General features: G+C 68.4%; 18 protein-coding genes. 9 read left to right on the top strand and 9 right to left on the bottom strand.

Annotation, left to right across the window (positions count from 1 at the left end):
- The first annotated feature begins 63 nt into the window (after window positions 1-63).
- Complete coding sequence (locus tag GLP40_RS09350) at window positions 64-1,677, top strand: alkaline phosphatase family protein (RefSeq protein ID WP_328289994.1); 1,614 nt, start codon at window positions 64-66, stop codon at window positions 1,675-1,677.
- 84 nt (window positions 1,678-1,761) lie between these two features.
- Here the strand turns inward: GLP40_RS09350 and GLP40_RS09345 are convergent, their stop codons facing one another.
- From GLP40_RS09345 to GLP40_RS09335, 3 genes are read right to left on the bottom strand one after another with little or no spacing between them, the layout of a single operon-like run.
- Entirely contained in the window at window positions 1,762-2,463 is a 702-nt protein-coding gene (locus GLP40_RS09345; RefSeq protein WP_328289922.1) for a response regulator, read from the bottom strand.
- A complete protein-coding gene (locus GLP40_RS09340; RefSeq protein ID WP_328289921.1) occupies window positions 2,460-4,976 on the bottom strand; it encodes a sensor histidine kinase KdpD in 2,517 nt (838 codons plus the stop codon). Before GLP40_RS09340 ends, GLP40_RS09345 begins: the two co-directional genes overlap by 4 nt.
- Entirely contained in the window at window positions 4,973-5,125 is a 153-nt protein-coding gene (locus GLP40_RS09335; RefSeq protein WP_154787467.1) for a hypothetical protein, read from the bottom strand. The genes GLP40_RS09340 and GLP40_RS09335 overlap by 4 nt, the downstream gene beginning before the upstream one ends.
- Window positions 5,126-5,336: 211 nt before the next feature.
- On the opposite strand from GLP40_RS09335, the gene GLP40_RS09330 reads away from it, so the two are divergent.
- The 5 genes from GLP40_RS09330 to GLP40_RS09310 all read left to right on the top strand — a co-directional run bounded on the left by GLP40_RS09330 (window position 5,337) and on the right by GLP40_RS09310 (window position 12,293).
- The gene (locus GLP40_RS09330; protein ID WP_328289920.1) at window positions 5,337-7,097 is read left to right on the top strand and encodes a serine/threonine-protein kinase; all 1,761 of its coding nucleotides are present in this window, start codon (window positions 5,337-5,339) and stop codon (window positions 7,095-7,097) included.
- A 245-nt stretch (window positions 7,098-7,342) separates the two neighbouring features.
- The gene (gene kdpF / locus GLP40_RS09325) at window positions 7,343-7,537 is read left to right on the top strand and encodes a K(+)-transporting ATPase subunit F (protein WP_328289919.1); all 195 of its coding nucleotides are present in this window, start codon (window positions 7,343-7,345) and stop codon (window positions 7,535-7,537) included.
- Window positions 7,538-9,214 carry a potassium-transporting ATPase subunit KdpA gene (kdpA, locus tag GLP40_RS09320; RefSeq protein ID WP_328289918.1) on the top strand — a complete coding sequence of 559 codons (1,677 nt, stop codon included), beginning with the start codon at window positions 7,538-7,540 and terminating at the stop codon, window positions 9,212-9,214.
- Window positions 9,211-11,361, top strand: a complete 2,151-nt coding sequence (kdpB, locus tag GLP40_RS09315; RefSeq protein WP_154787465.1) for a potassium-transporting ATPase subunit KdpB — start codon at window positions 9,211-9,213, stop codon at window positions 11,359-11,361. The genes kdpA and kdpB overlap by 4 nt, the downstream gene beginning before the upstream one ends.
- Window positions 11,361-12,293 carry a potassium-transporting ATPase subunit C gene (locus GLP40_RS09310; protein ID WP_154787464.1) on the top strand — a complete coding sequence of 311 codons (933 nt, stop codon included), beginning with the start codon at window positions 11,361-11,363 and terminating at the stop codon, window positions 12,291-12,293. Before kdpB ends, GLP40_RS09310 begins: the two co-directional genes overlap by 1 nt.
- 69 nt (window positions 12,294-12,362) lie before the next feature.
- Here the strand turns inward: GLP40_RS09310 and GLP40_RS09305 are convergent, their stop codons facing one another.
- The 4 genes from GLP40_RS09305 to GLP40_RS09290 all read right to left on the bottom strand — a co-directional run bounded on the left by GLP40_RS09305 (window position 12,363) and on the right by GLP40_RS09290 (window position 17,819).
- Window positions 12,363-13,892, bottom strand: coding sequence for a substrate-binding domain-containing protein (locus GLP40_RS09305; protein WP_328289917.1), 1,530 nt, complete (start codon window positions 13,890-13,892; stop codon window positions 12,363-12,365).
- Window positions 13,893-13,970: 78 nt separating this feature from the next.
- Window positions 13,971-16,121 (bottom strand): acyltransferase family protein, encoded by a 2,151-nt coding sequence (locus tag GLP40_RS09300; RefSeq protein ID WP_154787462.1) that lies wholly within the window; start codon window positions 16,119-16,121, stop codon window positions 13,971-13,973.
- Between the two features lie 437 nt (window positions 16,122-16,558).
- On the bottom strand, window positions 16,559-17,332 hold the full coding sequence (locus tag GLP40_RS09295) for a metallophosphoesterase family protein (protein WP_328289916.1): 774 nt from the start codon (window positions 17,330-17,332) through the stop codon (window positions 16,559-16,561).
- A 46-nt stretch (window positions 17,333-17,378) separates the two neighbouring features.
- Window positions 17,379-17,819 (bottom strand): carboxymuconolactone decarboxylase family protein, encoded by a 441-nt coding sequence (locus GLP40_RS09290; RefSeq protein WP_196054598.1) that lies wholly within the window; start codon window positions 17,817-17,819, stop codon window positions 17,379-17,381.
- Window positions 17,820-18,047: 228 nt separating this feature from the next.
- Here GLP40_RS09290 and GLP40_RS09285 point away from each other — a divergent pair, with 228 nt between their 5' ends.
- The gene (locus tag GLP40_RS09285; RefSeq protein WP_154787461.1) at window positions 18,048-18,227 is read left to right on the top strand and encodes a hypothetical protein; all 180 of its coding nucleotides are present in this window, start codon (window positions 18,048-18,050) and stop codon (window positions 18,225-18,227) included.
- A 120-nt stretch (window positions 18,228-18,347) separates the two neighbouring features.
- Here the strand turns inward: GLP40_RS09285 and GLP40_RS09280 are convergent, their stop codons facing one another.
- Window positions 18,348-19,472 (bottom strand): acyl-CoA dehydrogenase family protein, encoded by a 1,125-nt coding sequence (locus GLP40_RS09280; protein WP_154787460.1) that lies wholly within the window; start codon window positions 19,470-19,472, stop codon window positions 18,348-18,350.
- A gap of 1 nt (window position 19,473) precedes the next feature.
- Entirely contained in the window at window positions 19,474-20,706 is a 1,233-nt protein-coding gene (locus GLP40_RS09275) for an acyl-CoA dehydrogenase family protein (RefSeq protein ID WP_328289915.1), read from the bottom strand.
- Between the two features lie 140 nt (window positions 20,707-20,846).
- On the opposite strand from GLP40_RS09275, the gene GLP40_RS09270 reads away from it, so the two are divergent.
- Both GLP40_RS09270 and smc read left to right on the top strand, forming a co-directional pair.
- Window positions 20,847-21,305, top strand: coding sequence for a DUF1707 SHOCT-like domain-containing protein (locus GLP40_RS09270; protein WP_230329401.1), 459 nt, complete (start codon window positions 20,847-20,849; stop codon window positions 21,303-21,305).
- 366 nt (window positions 21,306-21,671) lie between these two features.
- Complete coding sequence (smc, locus tag GLP40_RS09265; RefSeq protein WP_328289914.1) at window positions 21,672-25,283, top strand: chromosome segregation protein SMC; 3,612 nt, start codon at window positions 21,672-21,674, stop codon at window positions 25,281-25,283.
- Window positions 25,284-25,287 lie beyond the last annotated feature (4 nt).

Genomic DNA, 25,287 nt, shown 5'->3' with positions numbered 1-25,287 from the left:
CCTTTCCGGGATCTCGGCACACCCGTTCGGGCGGCCGGAGGTGAGGAAACGGAGTTGAGCAAGGTGCGCAGGATGGGTTACCGGCTGGCCGCGGCCGGGGCGTGTGCGGTGATGGGGCTGGCGGTCGCCGGCTGTGGCAACAGCGGGGGTTCGCAGCAGCGCGACCAGCATGTGCTGCTGTTGTCGATCGACGGCATGCATCAGTCGGATCTCGCCGACTATGTGGCGGCGCACCAGGATTCGGCGCTCGCCAAGCTGGTGGCCCGCGGCGCGCAGTACACGGATGCGCGGGTGCTGACCCCGGCCGACTCGTTCCCGGGCACGGTCGCCATGATCACCGGCGGCAGCCCGAAGACCACTGGTGTCTACTACGACGACACCTGGGCCCGGGACCTGCTCCCGGCGGGCACCAAGGACTGCGCCACCGCCAAGAAGGGCGCGCAGGTCCCGCTGACCGAGGAGATCGACAAGAACACCGACGAACTCGACGGCGGCCAGGGCCTGTCCGGCCTGCCGGACGGCGTCATGGCCATGACCGACGACCCGAGCAGCGTGCTCGATCCGGCCAAGCTGCCCGTGGATCCCGCCACCTGCAAGCCGATTTCGCCGTCGGACTACCTGAAGGTGAACACCATCTTCTCGGTGGTGCACGAGGCCGGTCAGCGCACCGCGTGGGCGGACAAGCACCCGGCGTACCAGGTCATGAATGGCAGGGGCGGCCACTCGATCGACGACCTGTTCACCCCGGAGATCGACAGCAAATCGCCCAAGGGTGACGCCTGGACCAAGGACGCGGACCAGACCAAGCGTTATGACACCTACAAGGCCGACGCCATCGTCAACGAGATCAAGGGCAAGGACCACTCGGGCGCGAAACAGGTCGGCGTGCCCGCGGTGTTCGGTATGAACTTCCAGGCCGTGTCGGTGAGCCAGAAGCTGCCCGCGTCCAAGGGCTACTCGGTCGACGGCAAACCCGGTGCGCTGCTGTCGGCTTCGCTGGACTTCGTGGACCAGCAGATCGGCCGTTTCGTCGCCGCCCTGGACCAGGCGGGCCTGACCGACAAGACCACCATCGTGGTGACCGCCAAGCACGGCCAGTCCCCGATCAGGCCGGACGCTTTGACCCGTGTCGACGACAAGCCGATCATCGATTCGATCAACAAGGAGTGGGCGGCCACCCACCCCCAGACCCCGAAGCTGATCGCGCACTCCATCGACGACGCCGCCATCCTGTGGTGGCTGGCCGACCGGTCGCCGGACGCGACCGCCTTCGCGAAGCGAAAGCTGCTGGAGGCCAACGGAACCGGCACCGACATCAATGGCAACCCGAAGCCGTTCACCGCGTCCGGTGTGGACACCGGCCAGGTTTACGCGGGTGCGGACGCCGCCACGTACTTCGGCGCGGACGCGAATGACACCCGCGTGCCGGACATCTTCGCGGGCACCGTCGGCACGGTCTACACCGCCGGCAAGTCCAAGATCGCCGAGCATGGCGGCTCCAGCCCCGAGGACCGGCACGTCCCGCTGCTGGTCGTGGGCTCGGGTATCGCGAAGCACAGTGTGTCCGAGCAGGTTTCCATGACCCAGGTGGCTCCCACCATTCTCGACCGCCTCGGCCTGGACCCCCAGAAACTCGACGCCGTGAAATCCGAGCACACGGCGATCCTGCCGAGCTGAGTGGTCCGTCTCGGATCAGGGAGCTCTCAGCGCGGAATGCTGTCCGATTCCACGCGGTGAGGGCTTCCTGATCTTTTGCGCCGACTAGGACTGGAAACGGTAGCCCATGCCCGCCTCGGTGAGCAGGTGCTTGGGCTGTGAGGGGTCGTCCTCGAGTTTGCGGCGCAGTTGGGCGAGATACACACGCAGATAGTGGGTTTCGGTGGCGTACGACGGACCCCAGACCTCGCGCAGGAGTTCGCGGCGGCCGACCAGTTTGCCGCGATTGCGGACCAGCATTTCCAGCACCCCCCACTCGGTCGGGGTCAGGTGCACGTCATGGCCGTGGCGGGTCACCTTCTTCGCCGCGAGATCGACTGTGAAGGAGTCGGTTTCGATGACCGGCTCGGCGGCGTCGGCCGTATGCGCCGAGCGGCGCACGGCGGCGCGCAGGCGGGCGAGGAGCTCGTCCATGCCGAAGGGCTTGGTGACGTAGTCGTCGGCGCCCGCGTCGAGGGCCTCCACCTTGTCCGAGGAATCGGTGCGGGCGGAGAGCACGATGACGGGGGCGGTGGACCAGCCGCGCAAACCGGCGAGCACCTCGATGCCGTCCATATCGGGCAGGCCGAGATCGAGAATGATGACGTCGGGGTGCTTCTCGGCGGCCGCGCGCAGGGCCGCGGCGCCATTGGACGCGGTGGTCACCTCGTAGCCGCGCACCGACAGATTGATGCGCAGAGCGCGCAGGATCTGTGGTTCGTCATCGACCACGAGCACTGCGGTCGGCGCCGGCGCCGCGTTCGTCACCCGTTCTCCTCTTCCGGGCCCGCGGAGTCCTCGCCCCCGGGCAGATCGATCACCATGGTCAAACCGCCGCCGGGGGTGGGCTCCGCGTGCACGGTGCCACCCATGGCGTCCACGAAACCGCGCACCACCGAGAGGCCCAGACCCACGCCCGTGGAGGTGTCGCGGTCGCCGAGCCGCTGGAAGGGCTCGAAGAGCTGATCCTCGAGGCCGGTCGGTACGCCCGGACCAGTATCGACCACCGTGATGGCGACTCGCTTCCCGACCCGCTCGGCGGCCACCCGCACCATCGAGTCCCGGGGGGAGTAGCGGGCGGCATTGTCGATGAGATTGGCCAGGACCCGTTCCAGCAGACCGGGATCGGCGCGCACCGAGATGGTGTCGACCTCCACCTTCACCCGGTCCATGGTGGTGCGGCGCATGCCGCGGGTGCCCATGCCCATGAGCGCGTGGTGCACCACCTCGTCCAGGTAGACCTTGCGCACCTGCGGCTTGATCACGCCGACGGCCAGGCGTGAGGAGTCCAGCAGATTGCCGACCAGCGCGGTCAGCTGATCCACGGATTCCTCGATGGTCTCCAGCAATTCGGCGGTGTCCTCGGGGGAGAACTCCACATCGTCGCTGCGCAGACTGGACACCGCCGCCTTGGCCGCGGCCAGCGGGGTGCGCAGGTCGTGGCTGACCGCCGAGAGCAGGGCGCGGCGCAGTTTGTCGGCCTCCATGACCGCCTGGGCGGCGCCGGCCTCCTCCTGCAACTGCTTCTGCTGCACCAGCCCGGCCGCCTGATTCGCGACCGCGCCCAGCACCAGGCGGTCCCCGGAGGTCACGGGACGCCCGCGCAGCAGCAGCCAGTGCATGTCATCGCCTGCCTCCAACGCGGTTTCGGCGTCGCCGACCTTCGTCGGCGGGTGGTCGCCCACCGACGCGATGACCTCGTCGTCCGTGACCAGGCTGACCGCGTCCTGGCCGTAGGTCTCGCGGGCGCGCTCGAGCAGACCGGGCAGGTCCGCGCCGTGCAGCACCGAGCCCGCGAACAGCGTCAGCAGCTCGGCCTGGCGAGATGCCTTGCGCGCCTCCAATGTTCGGTTGGCGGCGACGTCCACCAGGGCCGCTACCGCGACCGCCACCAGCAGCAGCACCACGATGGTGAGGAAGTTGTCCAGCTGGGCGATGGTGAGGCTGTAGCGGGGGTCGGTGAAGAACCAGTTCAGCAGGACGCCCGACAGGATCGCGGACAGCGCCGCCGGGGCCACGCCACCGAGCAGCGAGACCGCGATGACGCCGATGAAGAACAGGGCGCTCTCGCCGCTGAGGTCCAGGAAGCGGTCGAGCCAGAAGTAGATGACGGCACAGATCAGCGACGGCACGATGAACGCGGCCGACCAGGAGCCGACCTTGCGTTCCCGCCGCGTCAGCGAGGACCAGCGGAAGCCGCCCTTGTTGGATTCCTCGTGGGTCACCATGTGTACGTCGATCTTGCCGGATTCCTGCACCACGGTAGCGCCGATGCCCTCGTCGAGCATGCGCGCCCAGCGCGAGCGCCGGGAGGTGCCCAGCACCAGCTGGGTGGCATTGACCTGGCGCGCGAAATCCAGTAGTGCCGTCGGCACGTCCTCACCGGTGACGGTGTGCAGGCTGGCGTCCAGACTGGTCGCGAGGTCGCGCAGGCGGTTGAGCCGCTGCGCCGACACCCCGGCCAGTCCGTCACCGCGCACGATGTGCACCACGATCAGTTCGGCGCTGGATTTGGCGGCGATGCGGCTGGCGCGCCGCACGATGGTCTCCGATTCGGGGCCGCCGGTCACCGCCACCACGACGCGCTCGCGCGCCTCCCAGGTAGTGGTGATCTTGTGGTCGGCACGGTATTTGGCGAGCGCGGCGTCGACCTGATCGGCCAGCCACAGCAGCGCCAGCTCGCGCAGCGCGGTCAGATTGCCCGTGCGGAAATAGTTGCGCAGGGCCGCGTCCACCTTCTCGGCGGCGTAGACATTGCCGTGGGACATCCGGCGGCGCAGGGCTTCCGGGGTGATGTCCACCAGCTCCACCTGGTCGGCGGCGCGAACCACCCAGTCCGGCACGGTTTCTCGCTGCGTCACGCCCGTGATCTGCTCGACCACGTCGTTGAGGCTCTCCAGGTGCTGCACATTGACCGTGGAGACCACATCGATGCCCGCGTCCAGCAGCTCCTGCACGTCCTGCCAGCGCTTCTCGTGCCTGCTGCCGGGCACATTGGTGTGCGCCAGCTCGTCGACCAATACCACCGCCGGGCGCCGCCGCAGCACGGCGTCCACATCCAGTTCGGCCATGGTGGTGCCGCGGTACTCGATCATCTTCGGCGGGATGCGCTCGATTCCGGAGAGCAGCTCCGCTGTCCTGCTCCGGCCGTGGGTCTCCACGACCGCGGCCACCACATCGCGCCCGCGCTCCAGCCGCCGATGCGCTTCGGCGAGCATCGAGTAGGTCTTGCCCACGCCGGGGGCCGCGCCGAGGTAGATGCGTAGCTGGCCGCGTTTCACTCGTCCATCATCGCGCGAGGTGCGCGGAAGCCCTGCTGCGGCGTGCGGACGGGTTCGCGGGTGGCTTCGTCGGCGGCCAGGACGCGCAAGACCAACGCGCAACCGATGAACCCGAAGATCACCATCAGGGTGACGGCGATGGGCGGCACGGCTTCTCCTTACATTTCGAGGTGTGATCCGGCCGCGCGTTCCTGGGCGGACGGGCTCCCCACTTCATACCTCCGATGCTGGTCAGGCCGACGATCCTGACGGTTTCTTTACGGTCGTGTCCGGCGTTGTTGACACCATTTGAGCGGGTTGAAGCAGACTGGCCAGTACGAGATCTCGCGTCGGTGGTGTGGCGACCCTAAGCTGTCGTCCGTGAATTCCGGGCGGGCAATGGTCGACGGGCGTTTCGAGTTGATCGAACCTCTCGGCAGCGGCGGTATGGGCACGGTGTGGCGCGCGTACGACATCGCGCTGCATCGCGAGGTGGCGCTGAAGGAGGTGCGCGCCGAGGGCGATGCGGGATCCGCGGAAGTGCAGCGTGAGCGGGTGCTGCGGGAGGCGCGGGCGCTGGCCCGGATCACGCACCCGAATGTGGTGGCCATCCACCACATCGTGGACACGCCCGCCGAGAAGCATCCGTGGATCGTCATGGAACTGGTCGCGGGTGGATCGCTCGCGGACCGGCTGGACCAGGGGCCGATGTCACCGGCGCGGGCGGCCTGGGTCGGGCGCGGCATCCTCGCCGGACTGCGCGCCGCCCACGCGGTCGGCGTCCTGCACCGCGATGTAAAGCCGCCGAATGTGTTGCTGCGCACCGACGGTTCCCCCGTGCTCACCGACTTCGGCATCGCCGCCGTCAACGACCTGACCGGCCTCACCTCCACCGGCAGCGTCGTCGGCTCCCTGCCCTACGTCGCCCCCGAACGTCTCCAGGGCCATGAGGGTAATCCGGCCTCGGACCTCTGGTCCCTGGGCCTGGTGCTGTTCGCCGCGGTCGAGGGCTACCAGCCCATGCGCCGTGACACCGATGTCGCCACCCTGGCGGCCGTCCTGATGGGCGCGGTCCCCTCCCCGCGGCAGGCGGGTCCCCTGACCCCGGTCCTGCAGGCCCTCCTGGTCCCGAACCCGGGCCACCGGCCACCCGCCGACCAGGTCGACCGCATGCTCGCGCAGGTGACCGCGACCGCCGACCTCCCGTTGGAACCGCCCGCGTTCCCACAGCCTTCGGGCTCGCACCGCACGGTGACCTCGCCGCAGGACTTCGCGCCGACCCCGCACCTCGGGGGATTCCAGACGACCTCGCGGCCGCAGGACTTCGCGCCCACGCCGACGCCGCAGCCGCAGGCATTCTCGACGGTGCCGCAGCCCCAGCCGTTCGCGATCACGCCGCCGCCGGGGTTCGCGACAGTCGGACAGCCCCAGGGATTCACCGCGCCCCAGCCGTTCCCGCAGATCTCACCGGATCCGGTTCCCGCTGCGCCGCAACGCAATCCGCGTCCATTGATCCTCGCGGGCGTGGCGGTCGTCCTCGCCGTCGCCGCGGCCGCGGCCATCGCGCTGTGGCCCTCCTCGTCCGGCGGTCAAAACCCATCGAGCCTGCCGACCGGCCCGGTTCAGCCCGGCGGCATCACGCCGTCCGGAGTCATACCGCCCACGGTCATCGCCCCCAGCACAGTCAAGGCCGACGGCAAATCCGACCTGCTGACCCCCGACGGCGCACGCAAGGCCGTCTCCGCCCTCGAAAAGGTTACCGGCGGAAAACAATTCACCGAGACCACGATCTATCCCAGCTACGTCCGGACCGGCGCCCCCGTCCAGGGCCAGCCCAAGCTCTACGACGAGTTCACCTACCGTGACGGCACAGCCAAGCGAGAGGGCGCGGGTGGCCAATTGACCGACCCCACCATCGACCTCGGCTCGATCAACTGGGACCTGCTCCCGGGGCTCTTCACCGCGGCCGCCCAGCAACTCAACGTCCCCAACCCGACCATGCGCTACGTCACCGTCAACCCGGCCTGGACCTTCAACAACCACCAGCCCACCCTCCTGGTCTACCTTTCCGACGACTACGGTGGCAGCGCCTATCTGGCCGCGGGCTTGGACGGCACGATCGTCCGCACCTACCCCCGCTGATCCAGGCCCGTCTACCCGCCCCGGAGTGCACGCGCTCCGGGGCTTTTTCGTGCCGGCGGCCGTGAAATGCCAGGTCCTGACGGTTTCTTGATGGATTTGGAAGGGATGCCGACGATATCTGTGCGACACGCCACGCGAGCCTGTAAGTGGAGCGTCAATGCGGCCGTTTGGGACGCTAAGAAGACGTAAAGGACCTCGAAGTTGGGCTGCTCGGGCGCTTGACTCACTCCGGCGCGTCTCAGGACGTGCCCGTAAGTAGAGAGGTTTCGAGACATGTCTGTCGTGGTGTTCACCGTGCTGACGGTGGCGATCTTCGCCCTGTTCGGCCTGATCCAACGCGGGGTGGAACGGCTGTGACGCAGAACATTATCGGTCTGGTTCTGGCCGTCGGCATCGCCATCTATCTGGTGGCGGCGCTGTTGTATCCGGAGAGGTTCTGAGTGAGCACGACAACAGCCGGGATTCTGTTCGCGGTATCCCTGGTCGCCGCGCTGGCCGCGGTGCATGTGCCACTGGGCGACTACATGTACCGCGTTTACAGCAGCGAGAAACACTCCAAGGCCGAAAAAGGCATCTATCGGCTGATCGGCGTGCAGCCGGGCGTCGAGATGACGTGGGCCGTCTACGCCCGCAGCGTGCTGGCCTTCTCGGCCATCAGCGTGCTGTTCCTGTTCTTCCTGCAGCTGATTCAGGGCAAACTGCCGTTGCACCTGAACGATCCGGGCACCAAGATGACCGCGGATCTGGCGTGGAACACCGCCATCAGCTTCGTCACCAACACGAACTGGCAGAACTACGCCGGTGAATCGACGATGGGCCACCTCGTGCAGGCCGTGGGCCTGGGCGTGCAGAACTTCGTCTCCGCCGCCGTGGGCATGGCCGTGGCGGTCGCACTGGTGCGCGGCTTCGCCCGTCGCCGCACGGGCGAACTCGGCAACTTCTGGGTGGATCTTGTGAGGGGAACCACCCGCATCCTGCTGCCGTTCGCCATCGTCTTCGCGATCGTGCTGGTCGCGGGCGGCGTCATTCAGAACCTGCACGTCTACGACCAGGTCGCGACGACCGCGGGCAACACCGGTTCGCAAACCCTGCCGGGCGGACTCGTCGCCAGCCAGGAGACCATCAAGGAGCTGGGCACCAACGGTGGCGGCTTCTACAACGTGAACTCCTCGCACCCGTTCGAGAACCCGACCGCGTGGACCAACTGGGTCGAGATCTTCCTGCTGCTGGTGATCAGCTTCTCGCTGCCGCGCACCTTCGGCCGCATGGTCGGCTCGAAGAAACAGGGCGTGGCCATCGCCGCCGTCATGGCGACCCTGGCCATCCTCAGCGTCACCGTCATGAACCTCTTCCAGTTGCAGCATCACGGTACGGTTCCGTCCGCCATCGGCGCGTCCATGGAGGGTGTGGAAACCCGTTTCGGCGTGTCGAATTCGGCGACCTTCGCCACCGCGACCACGCTCACCTCGACCGGTGCGGTGGACTCGGCGCACGATTCCTACACCAGCCTCGGCGGCATGATGACCATGTTCAACATGCAGCTCGGTGAGGTCGCGCCCGGTGGTACCGGGTCGGGCCTGTACGGCATGCTGATCCTCGCGGTCATCACGGTGTTCATCGCCGGTCTGATGGTCGGCCGCACCCCGGAGTACCTGGGCAAGAAGATCACCCCGAAGGAAATCAAGCTCGCCGCGTCGTATTTCCTCGTCACGCCGCTGATCGTGCTGACCGGCACGGCCATCGCGATGGCTCTGCCGGGCCAGCGCGCGGGCATGGCCAATTCGGGTCCGCACGGGCTCTCGGAAGTGTTGTACGCCTTCACTTCCGCGGCCAACAACAATGGTTCGGCCTTCGCCGGTCTGTCCGGCAATACGGTGTGGTGGAACACCGCACTCGGTCTGGCCATGGTCTTCGGCCGCTTCCTCCCCATGATCTTCGTGCTGGCACTGGCCGGTTCGCTGGCCGCGCAGGGCCACACCCCCGCCTCCGAGGGCACGCTGCCGACGCATCGGCCGCAGTTCGTCGGGATGGTCGCGGGCGTCACCGTCATCCTGGTCGCGCTCACCTTCCTGCCGATGCTGGCGCTCGGCCCGCTCGCTGAAGGAATCCACTCATGAGCACTCCCACCGTCGATTCCACGCCGGAGAAACAGGCGCACGGCAAGCCGAAACGCGGTGTCTCGGCCGGGCTGTTCGACCCCAAGATGCTGGTGAAATCCCTGCCGGCCGCGATCAAGAAGCTGGATCCGCGCGTCATGTGGCGCAATCCGGTGATGCTGATCGTCGAGATCGGCGCGGTCTGGTCCACCATTCTCGCGCTGGTGCATCCGACCTTCTTCGCCTGGGCGATCGTCGTGTGGCTCTGGCTGACAGTGATTTTCGCGAACCTGGCGGAGGCGGTGGCCGAGGGCCGCGGCAAGGCGCAGGCCGACACACTGCGCAAGGCCAAGACCGACACCATCGCTCGCCGGCTCGCGGACTGGTCCCCGGGCGCGCGGGTGGTCGAGGAGAAGGTCGCGGCCCCCGAGCTGCAACGCGGCGACTTCGTGGTCGTCGAAGCGGGCCAGGTCATTCCGGGTGACGGCGATGTCGTGGAAGGCATTGCCTCCGTGGACGAATCGGCCATCACCGGTGAATCCGCGCCGGTGATTCGCGAGTCCGGCGGCGACCGTTCCGCGGTCACCGGCGGCACCACGGTGCTGTCCGACCGCATCGTCGTGAAGATCACCCAGGAGCCCGGCGGCTCGTTCATCGACAAGATGATCGCGCTCGTGGAGGGCGCGTCCCGGCAGAAGACGCCGAACGAGATCGCGCTCAATATCCTGCTGGCCGCGCTGACGATCATCTTCGTCTTCGCGGTGGCGACCCTGCAGCCGCTGGCCATCTTCTCCAAGGCCAACAACCCTGGCGTGGTGGATAATCTGGCGCTGGATCTCCACGGCGTCACCGGGATCGTCATGGTCTCGCTGCTGGTGTGTCTCATCCCGACCACCATCGGCGCGCTGCTGTCAGCCATCGGCATCGCCGGCATGGACCGCCTGGTGCAGCGCAATGTGCTGGCCATGTCCGGCCGTGCGGTCGAGGCCGCCGGTGACGTCAACACGCTGCTGCTGGACAAGACCGGCACCATCACCCTGGGCAACCGCCAGGCCGCGGACTTCGTGTCGATGCCGGGCATCACCTCCGACGAATTGGCCGACGCCGCACAGCTTTCCAGCCTCGCGGACGAGACCCCGGAGGGCCGCTCCATCGTGGTGTACGCCAAGCAGGCGTACAACAAGCGCGAGCGCACCCCGGGTGAGCTGACCGGCGCCCACTGGGTGGAATTCACCGCCCAGACCCGCATGTCGGGCGTGGATCTGGCCGACGGCCACCAGCTGCGCAAGGGCGCGGCCAGCGCCGTCACCGAATGGGTCCGCGCCAACGGCGGAGAGGTGCCGACCGAGGTCGGCGTGACCGTCGACGGCATCTCGGCCTCCGGCGGCACCCCGCTGGTGGTCGCGGAGATCAAGAAGGGCACCGCCACACTGCTCGGCGTCATCCACCTCAAGGATGTCGTGAAGCAGGGCATGCGGGAGCGCTTCGACGAGATGCGCCGCATGGGCATCCGCACCGTCATGATCACCGGCGACAACCCGTTGACCGCCAAGGCCATCGCCGACGAGGCGGGCGTGGACGACTTCCTCGCGGAGGCGACTCCGGAGGACAAGCTCGCGCTCATCAAGAAGGAACAGGCCGGCGGCCGCATGGTCGCCATGACCGGTGACGGCACCAATGACGCGCCCGCGCTCGCGCAGGCCGACGTGGGCGTCGCCATGAACACCGGGACGTCGGCGGCCAAGGAAGCCGGCAATATGGTCGACCTCGACTCCGACCCGACCAAGCTGATCGAGATCGTGGAGATCGGCAAGCAGTTGCTGATCACCCGTGGCGCGCTCACCACGTTCTCGATCGCCAACGACATCGCCAAGTACTTCGCGATCATTCCCGCGATGTTCGTGGTGCTGTTCCCAGGCCTGGATGTCCTGAACATCATGCGACTGCACTCGCCGCAGTCGGCGATCCTCTCGGCGGTCATCTTCAACGCGCTGGTCATCGTGGGTCTGATCCCCTTGGCGCTGCGCGGTGTGAACTACCGTCCGTCGAGCGCGTCGAAGCTGTTGAGCCGCAACCTGTACATCTACGGCCTCGGTGGCATCATCGCGCCGTTCATCGGGATCAAGCTCATCGACCTTGTCATTCAATTCTTCCCGGGGATGTCCTGATGCGTATGTCAACCTGGATCCGGCAGCACATCGCGGCGCTGCGCGCGCTGCTGGTGCTCACGGTGATCACCGGAATCATTTATCCCGCCGTGGTTCTCGGCGTCTCGCAGCTGCCCGGGCTGAAGGACAAGGCGGACGGTTCGCTGATCAAGGACAAGGACGGCAAGCTCGTCGGGTCCAGCCTCATCGGTCAGGCGTTCACCGACGGCAAGGGCAACGCGCTGGTGCAGTACTTCCAGACGCGTCCGTCCAACTCGGCGCCGACCGACGGCAGCATCCCCGACGGTTACGACCCGACGAACACCGCGTTCGGCAATATGGGTCCGGAGTCCGTGGTGGACAGCCTGGACGCCGGCGACCCGAAGAAGGACAAGCTGAGCCTGCTCAGCACGGTCTGCTCACGCAGCCAGGCGGTCGCCGCGCTGGAAGGGGTCGACGGCAGCCGACCGTACTGCACCTCCGGCGGCGTCGGCTCGGTGCTCGCGGTCATGGGCGATCGTGACTCGCACGGCCTGGTCACCCACCCGACCCGGGTGGTCAGTGTCAACGAGGTGTGCTCGACGGATGCGAAGAACCCGACCACGCCGTTCCAGGAAGCGTACGAGGGTGTCAAGGTGGAGTGCGCCAAGCGGGGCGAGGACTACTCCGCCGGTCAGATCGTGCCGATCCGGGGCGACGCCTCGGCCGACACCCCGGTGCCGACCGACGCCGTGACCGCGTCGGCCTCGGGTCTGGACCCGCAGATCTCCCCGGAGTACGCGGCCATCCAGGTGGCGCGGGTCGCCAAGGCCCGCAACGTGTCCGCCGATCAGATCAAGGTCCTTGTGGATGCCCACCGGAGTGGCCGGGCCCTGGGCTTCATGGGTGAGCCCACGGTCGATGTCGTCGAGCTGAACTACGACCTGGACAGCAAGTACCCGTTCAAGGGCTGATCGGCCGATACCGGGGTCCGGTCGCCTCGCTCACGAAGGCGACCGGGCCCCTTGACATTTCGCGGACCTTTACTTGTCCGGCGAGCAGGTCGTCGGGTTGGGCAGTTCACCGCACGGGGTATTGCCGTGCGAGCGCAACACATCCTTGCCGATGCCGTCGGTGAGGAAGCGCAGGAATGCCGCCGCCGGCGAATCGGCCGGGAGTTCGCCATTGCTGTAGGCGTATTCGACGCTCCAGAACGGGTAGGTGTGGTCGAGTACTTGATCGCGAGCGGGCGCGTGTCCCGCGATCGTCACCGTCTGCGCCCCGGAAGCCTTCGCCGCGTCCGAGTATTCGCTGTATCCGATCGAACCCGGCAGGTCCGCAACGGTTTTCAGCATGTCGGCGGTGACCGGCACCTCACAGAAGGCGGGACTCGGCGGATTGGTGGCGGCGATGGTGCGGCACGACGTGGCGACCGGCGTAAGGGGCTGGTCGTCACCGAGCATGCGCTGGCGGAAGGCTTCCCGAGTGCCCGAGCCCAGCGCCCGATTCACCACGCGCACCGGCAGATCCGTGCCGCCGACCAACTGCCAGTTGTCGATACGCCCCGCGTAGATGTCGCGGATCTGCCGCGTGGACAGATCGTGCACGCCCACGCCCGGGTTGACGATCATGGTGAACAGCGACATGGCCAGGGTGCGAGGGATCAGGTTCGGGTAGCCGACGCCCTTCGGGCCGTCGCTGATGGCGAGCAGTCCGGGATTGTCCTTGCTCTCCTCGTCGACCCTGCTCAAACCCCGGTCGCTGCTGTCGAATTCGAAGTCGAACTGCGTCTTGGCGCAGTGCTTGCCATACTCGGCCGCGGCATCCCGGATGGCGGGCTCGAAGGCGGTGGATCCGACCAGGGTGAGCTTGCCCGATACACAGCCCGCGGCATTCTTGTCGTCGTTTAGGCCGAAGACGAACTGCACGGCGATGACCGCCACCAGAAAACCGATGAGCGCCAACAGCCGCGGCGAAGTCCCGATGCGGCTGCGGGTCTCCGCCACCCGCCCGCCCTTGAGCTTGGCCCGCATCACCGGCGCGGGGTACTCGCCGGCCCCGGCGGTGCGTTGCAGGATGGCCAGGATCTTGTAGTGGTCGCCCCGATCCATCGGGACCTTGGGCAGGTCGATGATGCCGACCCGGTGCTGGGCGTCCTCGCGGCAGCCGATCCCGGTACCGGGCTCGAGGCTGTCGCCCATGGCGTCATCGGACAGCTCGGTCACCGCCATACCAATGACCCGGCGGTGCGGAAAGTGCAGGTGCAGGCCGACATTATCGGTATCGGGGGAAGCGTAATCGCTGCTGTCGACATCGGTGATGCCATTGTTCTCGATGCGGACCAGCACCACCGACAGGTCCTGGAGATCCGGTGCGGCGCCGTCGCCCTCCGGCCGCAACTGGGGTAGCACGCCGGGAAAGACCGATTCGATCTCGCCCGTGACGGGGGTGTCCATCTGCACGCGATACCCCAGCCGCTTGCGGCCCACCAGAACGAATTCCCAGACGAACGCCAGGATCGGCACCGCGATACCGATGATGGCCAGCACTGTGTCGAGGGGAAAATCCTTCACCGAGACCCCGAATTCTGTTGTCCTACAGCGTCGCCCGATGAGCCTATGCCCTCGGGCGGCGATGGGCAGCCGGAGAGATCACCACCAGTCCAGAATGGGCCGCAACTCTCGCCCCAGCTCCGGGGCGAGCGAACGCGAATAGCTTGCGGTCAAATGGTGTTCGTCGTGGTAGACGAGGATATTGCCCTCCACGACCGCGCACACGTCCCGCTCGCACACCGCGTCATTGAGGTCGATCAGATGCAGGTTCGGGTAGGCGGCGGCCGATGCGGCGGCCGGGTTCTGGGCATTGAGCACCTCACTGCGCGGGAGGCCGCAGCCGACGCGGTCGCCGCCGCCGGCCAGACAGTCGATGGCGCGATAGCGAATGCCATTGCGGCGCAGCCACGGAGTGTCGCGGATGGCGATGATCTGGAGCCCGCGGTTCGACAGCGCCGACCAGACGTCGAGGTAGTCGTGCGGGGTCTCATCGCCGCCGTTGTCGCTGGGGCGGGTGGCGGTGGTGAAGACGAAGTCGGGCCGCTCCACGCCGAGCCGGTCGATCACCTCGGCCGACCAGTCGCGGCAGTCCGGATTGTGCTGGCCCTTGTACATGGGCTCCGCGGCGACGGTGAGCGGGCAGCCCATCTTCAAATAGACGACGATGCGGAAGCGGTACTGCTCGCCCAGGATCTGCAGGGCCGGAATCCAGTGCTCGGCATGGGAATTGCCGACCACCGCGATGGTGCGGTGCGCGTCCCGGTCGCCGTAGGTGCAGGTGACGACCGCACGGGTGTCGAAGTCGGAGATGCAGTGATCACGGGTGGGATAGGCGATATCGGCGGGGGCTTCCTCGGTGGTGGGGCGCATGGGGGCGCGCGGCACCAGCGCGCGATCGGTGAGCGCCGCCGCGCCCGGATATCTGGTGGGGTCCAACTCGCCCACCGCATGCGCCTTCGCGCCCATGCTCCACTGCCACGCCAGGGTCGAACCGACCAGCAGCACACCGACGGTCGATACTGCGACACCCGCGAGCAGGCGGCCGCGGGCGGGGGCGGCGGCGGGCCGCGAGCGCAGTCGCAGCGGCTCCTCGACCAGATGATGGGTCAGGAAGGCCAGCAGCAGCGAGACCACGATGATGACCAGCCCGCCCGGCCACCCGGCCCGGCGCTGATGCTGTTCGCCCAAATAGAAGATGAGGATCGGCCAGTGCCACAGGTACAGGGCGTAGGCGACGCCGCCGAGCCGCACGACCGGTCCGGTGGCCAGGAGGCGGTTCACCAGGGGCTGGTCGGCGGTGTCTCGGCCCGCGCCCGCGAGAATCAGTGCGGCCGTGGCCAGTACCGGGATCAGCGCGGCAGGGCCCGGGAAGACCAGGGAGCCGTTCACCATCCAGCCGCAGCAGGCCATGGCCGCGATGCCCGTCCAGGCGAACACATCCCGCGTCGGCGTCGGCAGCCGGATCAGCGGCGCGGCCAGCGCGAGCAGACCGCCCGCGATGGGCTCCCAGGCGCGGGCGAAGGTGTCGTAGTAGTTCCAGCCCTGCTGGGTCGAAACGCCCTCGGTGGCATAGCAGAACGAGGTGACGGCGACGGCGGCGAAGAGGACCCCGAGGGTCAGCCGCAGGACGCCGTCCTGCCCGGCCCTGCGCAGAACGGGGTACCGCACGGCCAATTTCCACGCACCCGCGGTGACCGCGCGGCGCAGCACCCAGGCCGCCAGCGCGACCGCCACCAGCAGGACGAGATACATCTGCCCCTGCACCGACATCGACCACAGGTGCTGCAGGGGGCTCACCGACGGGTCCGCGGCCAGATAGTCCGACCACGACAGCGCCAGATGCCAGTTCTGGTAGTAGAACAGCGAAGCAAGCGTCTGGCCCGCGATATTCGACCAGCGTGTGTGGGGGAGCAGGGTCACCGTCGCCACGGCCACGGCGGCCAGCACCACCACCATGGCGGGCAGCAACCGGCGCAGCGTGCGCCGCACGGTGGCCAGGACGCCCACCGGACCGGCGCCGGCGCGGCGCACCAGCATGCCGGTGAAGAAGAAGCCGGACAGCACCAGGAACACGTCCACGCCGCCGGACACCCGCCCGGCCCAGATATGGAACGCGACGACCAGTGCGATAGCTACGCCACGCAATCCGTCCAAATCCACGCGGTAGGCGCCGGGGCCGACAGAGGTGCCCGGCGCGTCCTGTCGGTCGCTGTCCGGCGCGGTCGGCTGATCGGTACTGGATATGGACATGGCGGCTGCCATTGTCGGTCAGGGGCGCTGGAAATACACAATCGCCACACGTGAGGTGTCCGTGTTGTGCCATTTTTGCTGTTCAGGCGAATGCGAAGTAGCGCAGCCGGTAAGTATGACGCGGTCACCGCAATCGTGACCGCGGTCACCGGAATGCCCTTGCGGGTGGACTCCCGGAACGAGATCGGCTGGTCCGAACAATTCGCGATCCCCAGCGTCACCAGGTTCGCGCCGGCCCGACTGCTGTGGGATTGCCACGAAATCCGCGCCGAGCGCCGGCGCCCACGGGAGGACGTCCGCCTGGACCGGGTTTCGACGCGCCGCCCTCGGCCACCAGCGGGCCCATGGTCGCCACGGAAGGGACGTCGTCGATGACGCCCGACGGCACCGCCCGCCGGGATCGGCATGGTCGGAGCCGTTCGTGGCGCGCCGGGAAGTCACACGTCGCCGGGGGGTGACAGCTCGTACACGCGGTAGGCGGTGCGAATGACGGGGTAGGAGACATTGCGGACATCGACGCCGCCCGCGGTGCGGCCGAATTCGGTGCCGCCGTGGGCGTGGCCGTGGATGGCGAGGGACGCGGCGCCCGCGTCCACGGCGTCGGCCAGGTCCTGGCAGCCGAGGCCGGGGTAGATCTTCGGAGGTTCGCCCATCAGGGTGTCGACGACGGGGGAGAAGTGCATGAGGGCGACGCGGAGATCGGCGTCGAGGGTGTCGAGGGCGGCGCGCAGGCGGGTGGCGTCGGCGGGGCCGCGCCGAAAGCGGTTGCGGTGTTCGACGGTCCCCTCGGCGGGATCGCCGGGATGGCCCGGAAACCCGCCGCTGCCGCCCATGACGCCCGCGATGCCCAGGCGAATGCCGTTGACGGGCAAGGTGATCGCGGTGCCGTCGAGCAGGTGGACGCCGAGCTCGATGAGCCGCACCGAGATTCGGAAGCCCAGGCGGCGGTCGTGATCGTGATTGCCCAGAACGGCGACGACAGGGACCGGGAGGTCCTCGATCTCGGCGCAGAGGACGTCGGCGTCGCGCAGAGTGCCGCCATTGGTCAGATCACCGGCCAGCAGCAGCACATCCGCGCGCTCACCCAATTCCCGCAGGGCGGGCCGGAAACGGCCGCGCATGCTCTCGCGCATGTGCAGATCGCCCACTGCCGCGATCCGGACGCGTCCGGTATCGCTCTCACCACGGCCCATACCGTCAGCGAGCCACACGACCTTCCGGCCTGTCAACGCTATTCGGGCCCCGGCCGCTCCGGGCCTACTCGCCCAGCGGCTGCAGCCGCAGCGGGACGCCGAGGCGGTTCCACAGGTTGATCTGCGCGGTCACCGCGACCAGACCCGCCCGCGCGCCCTCCTCGAAGTGCTTCTCCACGCCCGCCCAGATCTCGTCGCTCACCCCGTGTGGGCCGAGTTCCGTTGCGGCCTCGGCATATTCCAGCGCGGCCTGCTCGGCCGGGTTGAACAGCTTCGACTCCCGCCAGGCGTTGAGGTGCCAGAGCCGCTGCTCGGTCTCGCCCTCCTTGCGTGCCTCGGTCGAGTGCATGTCGATGCAGAAGAGGCAGCCGTTGATCTGTGAGACCCGGACCTTGACCAGCTCCCGCACCGTGGCGTCGAGCGGTCCGCGACGGATGGCGGTCTCGGCTGCGACCCAGGCCTTGTAGACCTCGGGAGCTGCCTCGTGCATATTCAATCGCGACATGGTGTCGTCCTTTCCTGCGGTTCGTATCCACAACAGGGACGAGACAGCGTCCGCGGACGTGACGGGCGGGTGCTGTGGCCTCGGTCACATCATGATGACGGTGGTCGTGGCGGTGGTTACCGGCGGGTTCGTGGGGGCATCGCAGTTGGACCGCTCGGCCTGTCAGGTCCGAGCCATTTGGTTTGCCGTAATTGTGCGAAATGCGGGTCGGCGGACAATAATCCGCACGTGGGAACAGTTCTGCTGATCGCGCTGGGTCTGCTGTGCTTCGTCACCGGACCCGCATTGGCGCTGGTTATCGTGCTCGCCGTACGAGGTTCGGCGCGAGGCGCCGCCACCGAGCGCCGGTCCGGAACCCGTGATGCCGCGCGGATACCCGTCACCGCCGACTACGGCCATCGCCGGTAATCGGGCGCCGCGGCGGCGCGGGATCGACTGCGCGGCGGCCGGGTTCCGATGGATCCCCCAGGCGATCCACCGGAACCCGGCCGAGCACCGGTAACCCCTGAGCCGGTGCGCGGGAAACCGCTACGGCCGCGTCATTGCGGCGTAGCGGGCGATGTGCTGGTCGGTGGTACCGAACTCGTACTGCACGGCGGTCAGGCGCTTGAAGAAGTGGCCGATGGCCAGCTCCTCGGTCATGCCCATGGCCCCGTGCAGCTGCACCGACTCCTGGCCGATGCGCCGGGCGGCACGGCCGATGGTGGCCTTGGCGGCCGCGGCGGCGCGGGCCCGCTCGGGCGCGGGAGCGCCCAGCTTCAACGTCACCAGATACGTTGCGGCCACGGCCTGTTCGAGCTCCAGCAGCATGTCCACCATGCGGTGCTGCAACGCCTGGAAGCTGGCGATCGGGACACCGAACTGCTGGCGCTGCTTGGCGTAGGCGACGGTGTCGGTGACCACCTTGCGCATGGCCCCTACCGCCTCCGCGCACACCGCCGCAATGGCCTCGTCCAGGGTGGCGGCGATCGCCGCGCCCGCGTTCGCCAGCAGCAGGGCGTCGACGGGCACGCGCAGGGCCTCGAAGGTCAGGTCGGCGGCCTGACGCTCGTCGATGGTGCGATACGGGCGCACGGTCAGCCCGGCGGGCGGGTCGGCGGCGTCGACATCGACCACGAACAGGGCGATCCCACCGTCCATGGCCGCGGTCACCAGCAGGTGGGTGGACAGCGGCGCGGTGGTCACCACCGTCTTCTCGCCGGTGAGCACCCAGTCGTCGCCGTCGGCGACCGCGGTGGTCGCGACGGCGGTGTAGTCGTAGCCGGAGTGCGGTTCCAGCGCGGCGAATCCGGTGACGACATCCCCGGCGGCGATGCCCGCCAGCAGATCCTCCGCCCGCTTGCCGGTGCTGCGCCGCAGCAGGCCGCCGCCGACCACCACGGTGTCCACGTACGGCTCCAGCACCAGCGCTCCGCCCAGCGCCTCGGCGATGATCATGGTCTCGACCGGGCCGCCCCCGATGCCGCCCACCGACTCGGGCAGGCTCGCCCCGAGAATCCCGACCTCCTCGGCCAATCCGCGCCAGATCTCCGGCTGCCACCCGGCCCCGGTGCGCGCCGCGGCCCGGCTGGCCTCGAGCGGGTAACGCGCCGCGAGGAATTCGGTGACCGTGTCGCGGAGCAGCTCTTGTTCGGCGGTGAAAGAGAAGTCCATGTCACAGTCCCAAGGTGGCTTTGGCGATGATGTTGCGCTGAATCTCGTTGCTGCCGGCGTAGATCGAGCCGGCGCGATCGTTGAAGTACCGTAGCGGGGCGACCGCCTGCCAGTCCGCGCCGACGACGAAACCGTCGGCGGGCGGGGTGAAATCCGCGATCGGGCCGCCCGGCATGGTCGCGTGCGGCTGATAGACGCGACCGCGCGGACCGGCGGCCTCCAGGGCGAGTTCGGTGAGCGCCTGGCTCAGCTCCGTGCCCAGGATCTTGATGGTGGACGCGGCCGGGCCCGGGTCCTTGCCGCTGGAAACCAGTGCGAGGGTGCGGTACTCGAGAATCTCCAGCACGTCCGCGCGCAGGCGGGCGTCGGCCAGCTTGGCGGCGAAGGCGGGGTCGTCGATGAGCGCGCCGCCGTTCGGGCCGACCTGCTCCTGCGCGGCCCGCGCGAGCCCCTCGGCCATGACCTGGAGCGCCGGGGCCGCCGCGCCGCCGCCGCGCTCGAAGTTGAGCAGGTACTTGGCGACGGTCCAGCCGTCGTCGATGCTGCCCAGCACGTTCGCCTGCGGCACCCGGACCTGGTCGAAGAACACCTGGTTCTGCACCTGCTCGCCGGAGGTCATGACCAACGGGCGGATCTCGATGCCCGGGGTGCTCATGTCGATGAGCACGAAGGTGATGCCCTGCTGCTTCTTGGCCCGCTTGGACGTGCGGACCAGGGCGAAGATCCAGTTGGCCTCGGTGGCGTGGGTGGTCCAGATCTTGGAGCCGGTGACCACCAGGTCCTCGCCGTCGGGGACCGCTGCCATGGTCAGCGAGGCCAGGTCCGAACCGGCCTCGGGCTCCGAATAGCCCTGGCAGAAGAAGACCTCGCCGGTGAGGATGCGCGGCAGGAAGAAGTCCTTCTGCGCCGAGGTGCCGAAGGCCATGATGGCGTGCGCGACCATACGAATTCCCATGGGGGACAGGCTCGGTGCGCCGGCCAGGGTGCATTCGCGGCCGAAGATGTAGTGCTGGGTCAGGCTCCAGTCGCAGCCGCCATATTTCACCGGCCATGCCGGGGCGGCCCAGCCGCGCTCATGGAGGATGGCCTGCCACGCCATGCTGGCTTCGTGGTCCGGGTAGACGCTGGTCGCCAGGCGTCCGGCGCGGCGAAGATCGTCGGTTAACTTTTCGTCGAGAAAGCTGCGCACTTCATCACGAAACGCCAGATCGGCAGGCGACCAGTCGAGGTCCACGATGACTCCTTGTCCGAGAACTGGCACTAACCATCTCATCGCTCGCCCCTGCTGGCAAATGTGCTGGCACCTGCCTTCACTTTACTAGCTTGACATTCCATTGTGGAGTTTTATTCTGGATTTACGTTCCACTATGGAACATGTGGAAGCCATCGACCGAGAGGATCGACATGGACATCACCACCGGCACCCGCGCCTCCGACGCCGAACGCGCCCAGACCGCCGACCTCCTCGGCCGCCACCTTTCCGACGGCCGCCTCGACCTGGCCGAATACACCGAGCGCCTCACCCAGGTCTACGCCACGGCCACTCGTGAAGGCCTCCAAGTGGTCCTCGCGGACCTCCCGAAGCTGCCCAAGCCCGTTGCGGTCCAACCCGGTTCCCGCGCCCGCTTGCCCATCTGGCAGCAGATCGAGGGCGGCGCCTGGCTCGGCGTCAGCCTCCTCTGCCTCGTCATCTGGTCCGCAATCTGCCTGGCCACAGGCGAATTCACCTACCCCTGGCCGATCTGGGTCATCGCCCCCTGGGGCGCGGTCCTCGTCTTCCGCGTAGTCATGGGCTGGGAATCCGCCGCCTGGAACCGCTACCGCACCCGCTGAACAGGGCGGCCCACCCGGCCACCGTGACCTCGCCGCGTGTCAGATGGCGAGCCGCTGACAACCGCGGCTACTGCCGGTTCAGGTGGGCTCGGATAGCTCGAGGCGAACCAATCGAAAGCCGGGCCCAAGTCGGGGGGTTGGGGCCAGGCGTTGATGGTGGCAACCAGCTGCCGATAACGTTCCACGCGAGTCCATGCGTCAACCTTCGTGCTTCCCCTTGGCGGAGACTCGAGAGTTTTCTGTCCGGTGCCCCGATGGGGTTGCCGGAACGGGGTGGCGCAGCGGGGGCGCTGGTCCCGCATAGAGCAGGGGCGCCGCTCCGGCATACTCCAGGCAATCCTGGGGGAGCGGGTACTCTGGGCCGCTGTGCACCTGAAGAGTCTGACGCTGAAGGGGTTCAAGTCCTTCGCGTCCGCGACGACATTGCGATTCGAACCGGGGATCACGTGCGTGGTCGGGCCCAATGGGTCGGGGAAGTCGAACGTCGTCGACGCGCTCACCTGGGTGATGGGTGAGCAGGGCGCGAAAGCGCTGCGGGGCGGGAAGATGCAGGACGTCATCTTCGCCGGTACCGCGGGCCGTGCCCCGCTCGGTCGCGCCGAAGTCACACTGACCATCGACAACTCGGACGGGGTCCTGCCCATCGAGTACTCCGAGGTGTCCATTACGCGCCGTATGTTCCGCGATGGCGCGGGTGAGTACGAGATCAACGGGAACTCCTGCCGGCTCATGGATGTGCAGGAGCTGCTCAGCGACTCCGGCATCGGCCGGGAGATGCACGTCATCGTCGGTCAGGGCCAGCTGTCGGCGATTCTGGAATCGCGGCCGGAGGATCGGCGGGCCTTCATCGAGGAGGCCGCGGGCGTGCTCAAGCACCGGCGGCGCAAGGAGAAGGCGGTCCGCAAGCTGGACGCCATGCAGGCGAATCTGGCCCGCCTCAACGACCTCACCACCGAATTGCGCAGGCAGTTGAAGCCGCTGGGCCGGCAGGCCGAGGTGGCCCGCCGCGCCGCGACCGTCCAGTCCGAGCTTCGGGACGCCCGATTGCGCCTGGCCGCCGACGACCTGGTGACCCGCCGCCGCGAGCTCGAGAGCCAGCAGAGCAAGGAGGCCTACGCGCGCGAACAGCAGGTCACCGTGCAGGCCGAGCTGGACGCCGCCAATGCCGCCCTGGCGCAACAGGAATTCGAGCTGTCCAAGCTCACCCCCAGCGCCGAGGCCGCCGCCCAGACCTGGTTCCAGTTGTCGGCGCTGACCGAACGCGTCAATGCCACCATCCGTATTGCCCGCGATCGCGCCCGCAATCTCACCATCGAGCAACCAACCGGCACCGGCCGCGACCCGGAACAACTGGAGCGCGAGGCGGATCGGGTCGAGGCCGAAGAGGCCGAACTGCGCGAAGCGGTCGAAATCGCCTCGGAAACCCTGGAAGTCGCCCGCGACCAGTTGCACGAACGCGAACAGGCCGCCAAGGCCGCCGAACAGGCCCACCTGGCCGCCGTCCGCGCCATCGCCGACCGCCGCGAGGGCTTGGCCCGCCTGTCCGGCCAGGTCGACAGCCTGCGCATCCGCGCCCAATCGGTGGACGGCGAGATCGCCCGCATGTCCGCCGCCATCGCCGAGGCCCGCCGCCGCGGCGAGGAGGCCAATGCCGAATTCGAGGCCGTCCAGGGCGAACTCAGCGAACTCGACGCGGGCGAGGAGGGTCTCGACCACGCCTACGAACACGCCGCCCAGGCCTTGGCCCTGGCCGACCAGCGCGTCACCGAACTACGGGAAAAGGACCGGGAGGCGGGCCAACGCGTTGCCTCCCTCGGCGCTCGCATCGAGGCCCTCACCATGGGGCTGCGCCGCAAGGACGGCGCGGCCTGGCTGCTCGAGCACCGCACCGACGGCCTGCTCGGTCCGCTGTCCGGATTGATCCGCGTGCACGGTGGTTTCGAGGCCGCGGTCGCCGCCGCGCTGGGCCCGCTGGCCGACGCCGTGGCCGCCGACACCGGCCCCTCGGCGCATGCCGCCGTGCGCGCGCTGAAGGAGGCCGACGGCGGCCGCGCCGCCCTGGTCTACGCCGACGCTGCGAATATTCCTGTGGCGCAGGCAGATTCGCGACTGCCGAGCACTGCTCGCTGGCTCACCGACGTGGTGGACTGCCCGGCCGACCTGCGCGGCGCCATCGCCGCCCTCACCGCGGGCATCGCCGTCGCCGACGATCTCGCCACCGCCGCCCTGGTCATCGCCGAACGCCCGGAACTGCGCGTGGTCACCCGCGACGGCGACCTCACCGGCAGCGGCTGGCTCCTCGGCGGCTCCGACCGCGCCCCCAGCCAACTCGAGGTGCAGGCCGACATCGATGCCGCCAAGGACGAATTGACCTCCTGGCAGCGTCAGGCCGAGGAGCTCGAGGCCGCCCTCGCCGGTGCGCTGGCCGAGCAGACCGATCGCAAGGAAGCCGTCGACCACGCCCTGCTCGCCCTGCACGAATCCGATCAGGCCCTGCTCGCCATCTATGACCGTCTCGGCCGCCTCGGCCACGCCGCCCGCACCGCGCAGCAGGAATGCGACCGCCTGCTGGCCCAGCGCGCCGACGCCGAAACCGGCCGCGAGGACACGCTTTCCAAACTGGCCGAACTCGAGGACCGGCTGCGCCATGCCGAACTCGAACAGGCCGAAATGGATCCGGAGGCCGCGGGCACCGAGACCGCGGGTTACGCCCGCGAGGAGGCCGCCGCCGCGCTCGCCGAGGCCCGGTCCATGGAGGTCGAGGCTCGCCTGGCCGTCCGCACCGCCGAGGAGCGCGCGGAATCGGTGCGCGGCAAGGCGGATTCGCTGCGCCGCGCCGCCCACGCCGAACGCGAGAACCGGGCCCGCGCCGAACGCGCCCAGTCTGCCCGCCGCCGCGCCGCCGCCGTCGCCGCCGTGGTCGCCGAGTCCGCGGAGCAGGTGGCCGCCGAACTCGAGCGGGTGGTCGCTCGAGCCGCCACCCGCCGCGACGAATTGGTGCGCCGCCGTAGCGAATTCGCGGCCCAGGTGGAGCAGACCAAGGAGCGCTCGCGGGCTCTCACCACCCAGCTCGCTCAGCTCACCGACGCCGTGCACCGCGACGAAGTCGCCCGTGCCCAGGCGGCGCTGCGCATCGAGCAGGTCGAGACGAACATTGCCGAACAGTTCGGCATCAGCCTCGAGGACCTCATCTCCGAATACGGCCCGGACGTCCCCATGCCGCCCACCGCGCTGGAGATGATGGAGTACGAGCAGGCCCGCGACCGCGGCGAGGCCGTCAGCGAACCGCAGCCCATGCCCTACGACCGCACCACACAGGAGCGCCGCGCCAAGCGCGCCGAGAAGGACCTCACCACCCTCGGCAAGGTGAATCCCCTGGCGCTGGAGGAGTTCGCGGCCCTCGAGGAGCGCTACACCTTCCTCAACACCCAACTCGAGGACGTCAAGAAGGCCCGCCAGGACCTGATGGACGTGGTCGCCGAGGTGGACGCCCGCATCCTGCAGGTCTTCACCGAGGCCTACGAGGACGTCGAACGCGAGTTCACCGGCGTGTTCTCGCGCCTGTTCCCCGGCGGCGAGGGCCGGCTGCTGCTCACCGATCCCGGTGACATGCTCACCACCGGCGTCGAGGTCGAGGCCCGCCCGCCGGGTAAGAAGGTCAAGCGGCTATCGCTGCTCTCCGGCGGCGAGAAGTCCCTGGCCGCGGTGGCCTTCCTGGTATCGATCTTCCGGGCCCGCCCGTCCCCGTTCTATGTCATGGACGAGGTCGAGGCGGCGCTGGACGACACCAATCTGCGCCGACTCATCGGCCTGTTCGAGCAGCTGCGTGAGAAGAGCCAGCTGATCGTCATCACCCACCAGAAGCCGACCATGGAGATCGCCGACGCGCTGTACGGCGTCAGCATGCGTGGCGACGGCATCACGCAGGTGATCTCGCAGCGCCTGCGCGGTGAGAATCTCGTCGGCGCGCAAGCGTGATTCC

It is taken from the genome of Nocardia aurantiaca (genome assembly GCF_009708175.1).
Taxonomy (GTDB): domain Bacteria; phylum Actinomycetota; class Actinomycetes; order Mycobacteriales; family Mycobacteriaceae; genus Nocardia; species Nocardia aurantiaca.
Note: the sequence above shows the minus strand (reverse complement) of the source record. Positions and strands in the feature narration are given on the sequence as shown.

Bases quoted from the DNA above. Each gene is read 5' to 3' on its own strand.
- GLP40_RS09270 (WP_230329401.1), top strand. From the start codon at position 20,847: ATGTGGAAGCCATCGACCGAGAGGATCGACATGGACATCACCACCGGC.
- GLP40_RS09310 (WP_154787464.1), top strand. From the start codon at position 11,361: ATGCGTATGTCAACCTGGATCCGGCAGCACATCGCGGCGCTGCGCGCG.
- GLP40_RS09280 (WP_154787460.1), bottom strand. From the start codon at position 19,472: ATGGACTTCTCTTTCACCGCCGAACAAGAGCTGCTCCGCGACACGGTC.
- GLP40_RS09290 (WP_196054598.1), bottom strand. From the start codon at position 17,819: ATGTCGCGATTGAATATGCACGAGGCAGCTCCCGAGGTCTACAAGGCC.
- kdpB (WP_154787465.1), top strand. From the start codon at position 9,211: ATGAGCACTCCCACCGTCGATTCCACGCCGGAGAAACAGGCGCACGGC.
- GLP40_RS09300 (WP_154787462.1), bottom strand. From the start codon at position 16,121: ATGTCCATATCCAGTACCGATCAGCCGACCGCGCCGGACAGCGACCGA.